Source organism: Vibrio sp. 10N.286.51.B11, assembly GCF_041469245.1.
Classification (GTDB): domain Bacteria; phylum Pseudomonadota; class Gammaproteobacteria; order Enterobacterales; family Vibrionaceae; genus Vibrio; species Vibrio crassostreae_C.
In genome coordinates this window covers 175,883-183,628 of sequence record NZ_JBFRKI010000012.1, presented here as the reverse complement: position 1 = coordinate 183,628, position 7,746 = coordinate 175,883, and the positions used below count along the sequence as shown (strand labels likewise).

7 protein-coding genes are annotated in these 7,746 nt (G+C 44.9%); 5 read left to right on the top strand and 2 right to left on the bottom strand.

Features of this window, described 5'->3' with window-relative positions; genetic code table 11:
* Nucleotides 1-316 precede the first annotated feature (316 nt).
* Together ptsG and AB4154_RS07740 are read left to right on the top strand one after the other, a co-directional pair.
* A complete protein-coding gene (gene ptsG, locus AB4154_RS07745; RefSeq protein ID WP_017062145.1) occupies nt 317-1,747 on the top strand; it encodes a PTS glucose transporter subunit IIBC in 1,431 nt (476 codons plus the stop codon).
* A 229-nt stretch (nt 1,748-1,976) separates the two neighbouring features.
* Nucleotides 1,977-2,381: a hypothetical protein gene (locus AB4154_RS07740; RefSeq protein WP_017062144.1), complete on the top strand. Its 405-nt coding sequence runs from the start codon at nt 1,977-1,979 to the stop codon at nt 2,379-2,381.
* Nucleotides 2,382-2,472: 91 nt separating this feature from the next.
* Here the strand turns inward: AB4154_RS07740 and AB4154_RS07735 are convergent, their stop codons facing one another.
* Nucleotides 2,473-3,066, bottom strand: a complete 594-nt coding sequence (locus AB4154_RS07735; RefSeq protein WP_017067207.1) for an outer membrane beta-barrel protein — start codon at nt 3,064-3,066, stop codon at nt 2,473-2,475.
* 145 nt (nt 3,067-3,211) lie between these two features.
* Here AB4154_RS07735 and AB4154_RS07730 point away from each other — a divergent pair, with 145 nt between their 5' ends.
* Together AB4154_RS07730 and AB4154_RS07725 are read left to right on the top strand one after the other, a co-directional pair.
* Nucleotides 3,212-3,301 carry a YnhF family membrane protein gene (locus tag AB4154_RS07730; protein ID WP_100214626.1) on the top strand — a complete coding sequence of 30 codons (90 nt, stop codon included), beginning with the start codon at nt 3,212-3,214 and terminating at the stop codon, nt 3,299-3,301.
* Nucleotides 3,302-3,342: 41 nt separating this feature from the next.
* On the top strand, nt 3,343-4,557 hold the full coding sequence (locus AB4154_RS07725) for a patatin family protein (RefSeq protein ID WP_372122647.1): 1,215 nt from the start codon (nt 3,343-3,345) through the stop codon (nt 4,555-4,557).
* A gap of 159 nt (nt 4,558-4,716) precedes the next feature.
* Here AB4154_RS07725 and pyk read toward each other — a convergent pair whose 3' ends face one another.
* Entirely contained in the window at nt 4,717-6,165 is a 1,449-nt protein-coding gene (gene pyk / locus AB4154_RS07720; RefSeq protein WP_102321122.1) for a pyruvate kinase, read from the bottom strand.
* Between the two features lie 319 nt (nt 6,166-6,484).
* On the opposite strand from pyk, the gene AB4154_RS07715 reads away from it, so the two are divergent.
* The gene (locus AB4154_RS07715) at nt 6,485-7,702 is read left to right on the top strand and encodes an ROK family protein (protein WP_017062140.1); all 1,218 of its coding nucleotides are present in this window, start codon (nt 6,485-6,487) and stop codon (nt 7,700-7,702) included.
* Nucleotides 7,703-7,746 lie beyond the last annotated feature (44 nt).

The following is a 7,746-nucleotide window of genomic DNA, read 5'->3' as shown; positions in this document are numbered from 1 at the left end:
TTGTTACTAAAAATAACATTCGCTCCTATTTTATTTACCCAGTAAAATAATAGGGCTCTTGAAAAATACTTATATATTTCAATGCATTAAACACTTGTAAAGCATTGCATTTCTAGATTTGACATGTGATCCAAGACGTGTTTTGAAACTAAATTTCGTAAGTGACTAGAAAGTTAGTTCCCCATCAATATATATTTAGCGGCAGAAAATATAATGCAATACATGGTTACATTTTCGCAGGGTGCTAACATATAGGCTACGGGGGTGTGCCGTTAGAACCCAATATAATTATTTTATCTTTATCAGGAGCATAAACATGTTTAAGAACCTTTTTGCTAGCCTGCAGAAAGTTGGTAAGTCTCTGATGCTTCCAGTATCAGTTTTACCAGTTGCGGGTATTTTGCTAGGTGTCGGTGCAGCAGATCTTCCTTTCATTCCAGAAATCGTTTCAAACTTAATGGAACAAGCTGGTGGTTCAGTATTCGGTCAAATGGCACTACTGTTCGCAGTAGGTGTTGCACTTGGCTTTACTAACAACGATGGTGTAGCGGGTCTAGCTGCTATCGTTGGTTATGGCATCATGACTGCTACACTTGGCGTAATGGCTGGTGTAATGGGCGTTGATAAAATCGATACTGGTGTACTAGGTGGTATCCTAGTCGGTGGTGTTGCTGCTTGGGCATTCAACCGTTTCTTCCGTATTCAACTACCAGAGTACCTTGGCTTCTTCGCTGGTAAGCGTGCTGTGCCAATCATCACAGGTTTCTCTGCGATTGGTCTAGCAATCCTACTATCTGTAGTATGGCCACCAGTTGGCGGCGCTATCTCTGCGTTCTCTGATTGGGCTGCTCACCAAAACCCACAAGTGGCGTTTGGTATCTACGGTATCGTTGAGCGTTCTCTAATTCCATTTGGTCTTCACCACGTTTGGAACGTACCTTTCTTCTTTGAAGCTGGTACTTGTGTAAACGCTGCTGGCGAAACTCAAAACGGTGTTCTTACTTGTTACTTAGTTGCTGATGACGCATCTCGTGCAGCGGGCAATGGCTTCGGTCAGCTAGCTGGTGGTTACATGTTCAAGATGTTCGGTCTACCTGCTGCTGCAATCGCGATTGCACACTCAGCTAAGCCTGAAAACCGCGCTAAAGTAATGGGCATCATGGCTTCTGCTGCGTTGACTTCATTCCTAACGGGTATCACTGAACCAATCGAATTCTCTTTCCTATTCGTTGCTCCAGTACTGTACGCAATCCACGCTCTACTAGCTGGTTCTGCATACGTTCTTGCGAACACTCTAGGTTTTGTACACGGTACATCTTTCTCACACGGTCTAATCGACTTCCTAGTTCTATCTGGCAACGCGTCTAAGATGGGCCTAATGGTTGTATGTGGTATTGCTTACGCTGCAATTTACTACATCGTATTCCGCACTGTGATTAAAGCTCTAGACCTTAAAACTCCAGGCCGTGAAGACGAGACTGAAGAAGAGTCAGTTGCGACTGGTTCTGAACTTGCTGGTGAGCTAGTTGCTGCATTCGGTGGTAAAGCGAACATCACTGGTCTTGACGCTTGTATTACTCGTCTACGTGTTGCAGTAGCTGATACAGCTCTTGTTGACCAAGACAAGCTGAAGAAACTAGGCGCTGCAGGTGTTGTAGTAGTAGCGGGTGGCGTACAAGCTATCTTCGGTACTAAGTCTGACAACCTTAAGACAGACATGGATGAGTGGATCCGTAACAACGGTTAATTCTCTGATTCAATAAATTGAAAGGAGGCCGAAAGGCCTCCTTTTTTGTTTTCTGCTCTATGAAAGATCTATTGTGCTTAATCTCCATTAACTCAGATACTTATCATTCAACTCGATCAGTTGATGGTTGCTCTTAAATTTTTCGTGTCTTTTATCTTTTACCCAGCGATGACACCTTTTGCTGAGATTCCAGTAGACTTCCGTTTTTTAAATACAGTCTGAGAATATTATGAAACATCGTTACTTGATCGGCCTTATGTGCTGCAGCGGAGCCTCGTTTGCTCAAGCTTCTGAAGCTCCAGCTTTGGAAGTGGGACTCGCCATTGACCAAGACCTGAGTGTCGTTGTGGAATTTGATCAGAAATACCGTGCTACGATTGGCAATGACGGCGCTGCCTTTGATTACATTTTGAAGCGTGGTCAGTTCGAGACTGAAGCTCCGTTGAGCTGGTACGTCGGTGCTGGTGCTTGGGCTGAATGGAATGACGACTTTGGCTTACGCTTGCCGTTAGGCGTGAAAGTGAATTTCTACGAAGGTTGGAATGCTTACGCTCAAGTTCACCCTGAACTCGATATGTATAAAGGTGTTGAGTTGCAAGTGGGCGGCGCTTTAGGTGTTACCTATAAGTTCTAACCTGAACTAAAACCGTTTTAATAATGAAAAAACCAGCATTTAGCTGGTTTTTTCGTTTGGGCCGATCTTATATTTTGCTTCATTGAGCCACTTAGAAAGTAAAACTCAGTCCGACATTGGCTTGGAATTGGTTCATCCAGTCAGTATCAAAGCGAATGATGCACTCTTGCCCGTTATTTGGGATATTACAAACACCGGAGGTATCGTTGTCGACAACCGTGCCTAACCAACGTACTTGTGTGTTCAACGCTAGTCGGTCACTAAATTTGTACTCTAAGCCACCAAAGATAGAAGTTGAGAATCCATACTTATCTTTTGCCCAGTCTACATCGACGTAAGAAGCACCCAGGCCTAGCCCTAGATAACCCGACAACACAGGCGAAGCAGGGTAGTAGATGCTGCTTTGAAGGTGCAGGTATTGGATGGAGGAGCTTAGGTTGAGCGTTTCTAATTCCGAGCTCTGATTGGAGTAGAAGAAGCCGATGCGTCCTTTTTCAAGTGGCGTTTCAATGGCAAAGGTGTAATTTTCAGAGCCTTTCATGTCATAGGTTTTACCGTCCTGGTCTTCGACACTGCCACCGCCGGTATAACCTACCATAGGTGTAATGATGATCTCCGGCGAAGCATACGCGCTTGAAACGGAGAGAAGCGTAATCAGTGCCATCATATTTGCTTTGTTATTCATGAGTATATCCTTATCCATACACATACTAATTGTGATGGTTACATCAATATTGTGCGACTAATTTCGACGATTCTTGAAGATACTTCACACACCTGATAGTACTTAAATAGAGACTCGACAAATTAATAACAAGCCAGAGGTGTCTATGGACCATAATCTGAAAAATGCCCTACAAATTACCGTGTTTATCTACATGATCATTCTTTCATTTGGCTTTATTGCGATTGGTAGTTAATACCATCTATTGCGAGGCTGAGTTTTGATACTCAGGGAATAATGAATAGTGGGATTATAACCAATATTGATACAGCAATAGACTTGGATTATTACGCTAAGTTTATTGCTGGAAAAACAGCACTGGTCGCTCAAGGTGGCGGACAGAGAAGTATTTTTACTTCTGGAGTGCTGGATGCCTTTCTTCTCTCAAATTTTGACCCCTTCGACGAATTTTTTGGTACCTCAGCAGGTGCTCTCAACTTATGCGCTTATCTGTGCCGTGATAAAGGCCTTGGCCGTTCTTTTGTTCTCGACCTCACAACCTCACCAGAGTTCTTCAATCTCTTTTCCTATATACGACACAGAAAGAACCTAGGATTAGAATGGGCACTAGAACAAATTATGGCTTACCCATATAAGCTCGATCTGGATTTAGGGCGGCAAACGCTAGGCGATCGCCACTTCTATGCGGCTGTAACGGATTCCAAAGACTTACGAGACCACTACTTCCCATTATTGGGTGAAGATTGGTACAAGGTGATGATTGCGACCTGCGCCATTCCTCGTTTGTACAATGATGAAGTCTTTATTGGTGACAGTGCTTATGTGGACGGTGGTGTATCGGCGTGTATCCCAGTTCAGGAAGCGTGGCGAAGACAAGCCCGTTCTATTGTAGTGATTCGTACTGAGCCAGTGGTTGAGGAAGGTAATACCCAATTGGTTGAAGCACCAGTTAAGGGATCTTCAGTCAGAGCGCCTAAACCAATCTCTGCCGAAGAACTGGAGTGGTTTCGCGAATCTTTCGACAGTGTTCAAGGTCATTGGCAACAGAAAGTGGAGCAGTGGAAAACCGATTGGACCTCTTTCTTCCAACAACAAATTATGCGCTCAAAAGAGCAGAAGCGTGACCGTGGGCATTTAGACCTGCTGAACGGTGGTCGCTGGCTATTTGGTGCAGATGATATTTATCGCTTAAGTCATTTGATTGGCGATAAGTTTGATTCAGGCTTGGCTGACATGCTGATGGTGCATTATCAGACCTACTCATTGACTCAGGATTTTTTGAATTCGCCACCAGACGACGCGTTTGTGGTTCAGATAGCACCTAGTCAAACGCTTAAATCGAGCTCATTAATGAGTCATAAAGATGATTTACTGCATGATTACGAATTGGGTTTAGAAGCCGGTTACCGATTTGTGGAGACCTATACCTCAACGGAAAACGCTCGCAACTCGCATATGCCACAGTTAGCCACCATTGCTGCGGGTAACTAATTCCCGAAGTTGATGAGCTAGCATGCTGTGAGCTCGTTATGCTGTTTAAGCAGATTGTAGTGAGTCGTGTTCTGAAATGAAAAAGGGTTATTGAACTTGGTTCGATAACCCTTTTAAGTTTTTGAGATTAGGCGAATCGTTTCGCCTTAAGGTCAAATATTAGGTGACAGGCAAGATTCTCATACAGTTGGTTGACCCTGCTACATCCATAATGTCTCCTTGGGTGACGATCACTAGGTCGCCAAACTTAAGGTATCCTTCTTCTTTCAGGCAATCTAACGTTGATAGTGCAATATCAAAGCTGTCTTTGGCTTCTGTCTCGAAGTAGATAGGTGTTACACCTCGGTACAAGGTACAGCGATTAAGCGTTCCTTCGTTACGAGACAGCGCGTAAATAGGCATGTCAGCACTTAGGCGAGACATCATCAGTGCAGTGCGGCCCGACTCGGTTAGAGTGACAACGCCTTTAATGCCTTCCATATGGTTTGCAGAGTAGATGGTCGCCATCGAAACGGTTTCTTCGGCAGTAACAAAGGTGCGGTCAATACGGTAATTGGATTGGTTATTAATGCCTGCCATTTTTTCCGCACCAATACAGACTTCAGCCATCGATTTTACGGTCTCGACTGGGTAGTCACCAGCTGCAGTTTCACCAGACAGCATCACAGCATCGGTGCCATCGAGTACGGCGTTGGCAACATCCATAACTTCGGCACGGGTTGGCATTGGCGCAGAAATCATTGATTCCATCATCTGAGTTGCGGTGATGACAGTTCGGTTAAGCGCTCTGGCACGGCGTATAAGCTGTTTTTGTACTCCGACTAACTCAGGGTCGCCAATTTCCACTCCGAGGTCACCACGAGCCACCATGACCACATCTGAGGCCATTATGATGTCATCCATGTTCTCAACTGTAGCTACTGTCTCTGCTCGCTCCACTTTTGCGACGAGGTGAGCTTCTAAGCCGGCTTCTCGTGCAAGCTGACGAGCATAGTGCATGTCTTCACCATTACGAGGGAAAGACACCGCTAGGTAATCCACTTTGATTTGTGCGGCGGTGACGATGTCGCGCTTGTCTTTTTCTGTTAGCGCTTCTGCGGAAAGGCCACCCCCTTTTTTGTTGATGCCTTTGTTATTTGAGAGTGGGCCGCCAATGATGACTTCGGTATGAACGCGACAGCCTTCCACTTTGGTTACTTTGAGTTGAACACGACCATCGTCAAGCAACAGTATATCGCCGGCGGATACGTCGTTAGGCAGTTCTTTGTAATCAAGGCCAACGGCTTCTTGATTGCCTTCACCTAAACCTAGGCTGCTATCGAGAGTGAACAGGTCGCCTACGGCAAGTTGGATTTTGCCATCTTTGAATGTCGACACACGAATCTTGGGACCTTGTAAGTCTCCGAGAATGGCGATTTGAGTACCGTGTCTTTTTGCTATTGCTCTGACTTTTTCTGCGCGTTGTATATGGTCGTCGCTGGTGCCGTGAGAGAAGTTCATACGGACTATATTGGCACCGGCTTTGATGATCTCTTCAAGCACGTTACCTTTATCAGTAGAAGGGCCTAGCGTTGTGACGATTTTCGTTTTTCTTAATTCGGCTGTCATGAATACTCCTAGAGTGAGGCCAAGTAATCTTTTAAAAGACTGAATTAAGTATATGCATTAATTGATAATTTATTGGGAGCTAGGAGGATATTTCTTGATTTGCCTTTAATTATTGAATTCAGGGCTCAAATGCGATGTTTTATTCTGAAAATTAAGTCGCAAATTATCGATGTGGGTGTTAATTTTCCTCGAACTATTTGACTCGATACACAAAGATTCATGTATATACGTGATACTGGTCACGGCGATATACCAAGTGACTTCACAATTACTTCGCAAAGTAAAAAAATTACCTCGTTGATGATTTCTGGAGCGTAAAATGTACATGGCTCAACCGGGCCATATTGATCATATCAAACAGGTCAATGCTGGTCGTGTATATAAACTAATTGACCTTAAAGGTCCTATTTCTCGTATCGATCTGTCCAAGCAAAGTGAGTTGGCTCCGGCGAGTATTACTAAAATTACCCGTGAACTCATTGAAGCTCACCTTATTCACGAAACGACGGTTCAAGAAGCCACGACTCGTGGGCGTCCTGCTGTCGGTCTGCAAACCAATAACGAAGGTTGGCAATTTTTGTCGATGCGTCTTGGTCGCGGATACTTGACGATCGCGCTCCATGAATTGGGCGGCGACGTGCTTATCGATACCAAGATTGATATCCATGAACGTGATCAAGACGATGTGCTTGCGCGTCTTCTCCATGAAATCGATGAGTTCTTCCAAACCTATGCCGAGCAACTCGACAGGGTGACGAGTATCGCTATCACACTGCCAGGTCTGGTGAATTCAGAGCAAGGTATTGTGTTGCAGATGCCGCACTATAACGTTGAAAACTTAGCGTTGGGGCCGGAGATCTACAAAGAAACCGGTTTGCCAGTTTTTATTGCCAATGATACCCGAGCGTGGGCATTAGCAGAAAAGCTGTTTGGTAACTCACAAGACAACGACAACTCTGTTCTTATCTCGATTCACCACGGTTTAGGTGCCGGGATCATTCTTGATGGTCGCGTTCTGCAAGGACGTCACGGTAACATCGGTGAGTTGGGGCATATCCAGATCGACAAGGAAGGCAAGCTTTGCCACTGTGGTAATCGAGGCTGTTTAGAAACGGTGGCGAGTTCTCAGGCAATCCGTGAGCAAGTCAAAGAGCGATTGGTAAATGGTGAAGAATCAACGCTAACGGTGTTTGAAGACGTCACTATTGAACAGATCTGTGCTGCCGCTGCTAATGGGGATCCGCTGGCTGTCGAAGTGATTGAACAGTTAGGCCGTTATCTAGGTTCTGCGATTGCGATTGTGATTAACCTGTTCAACCCAGAGAAAATCTTGGTGGGTGGTGTTATCAATCAGGCGAAGAGCGTGTTATACCCGGCGATTCAAAAGTGTATCGAAGAGCAGAGTCTATCGGTTTACCATAAAGACTTAGAGCTGGTGGAATCTCGTTTTTATAAGCAGGCAACCATGCCAGGTGCTGCGCTCATCAAGCAGGCCTTATACGATGGCCAACTGTTAATGAAAGTTATTGAAGGTTAACCCCTTTTTCTCGTCTTGTAGCCTTACCTTGAACCTTTCCATGT

Bases quoted from the DNA above. Each gene is read 5' to 3' on its own strand.
- AB4154_RS07730 (WP_100214626.1), top strand. From the start codon at position 3,212: ATGGACCATAATCTGAAAAATGCCCTACAAATTACCGTGTTTATCTAC.
- AB4154_RS07715 (WP_017062140.1), top strand. From the start codon at position 6,485: ATGTACATGGCTCAACCGGGCCATATTGATCATATCAAACAGGTCAAT.
- ptsG (WP_017062145.1), top strand. From the start codon at position 317: ATGTTTAAGAACCTTTTTGCTAGCCTGCAGAAAGTTGGTAAGTCTCTG.
- AB4154_RS07725 (WP_372122647.1), top strand. From the start codon at position 3,343: ATGAATAGTGGGATTATAACCAATATTGATACAGCAATAGACTTGGAT.
- AB4154_RS07735 (WP_017067207.1), bottom strand. From the start codon at position 3,066: ATGAATAACAAAGCAAATATGATGGCACTGATTACGCTTCTCTCCGTT.
- AB4154_RS07740 (WP_017062144.1), top strand. From the start codon at position 1,977: ATGAAACATCGTTACTTGATCGGCCTTATGTGCTGCAGCGGAGCCTCG.
- pyk (WP_102321122.1), bottom strand. From the start codon at position 6,165: ATGACAGCCGAATTAAGAAAAACGAAAATCGTCACAACGCTAGGCCCT.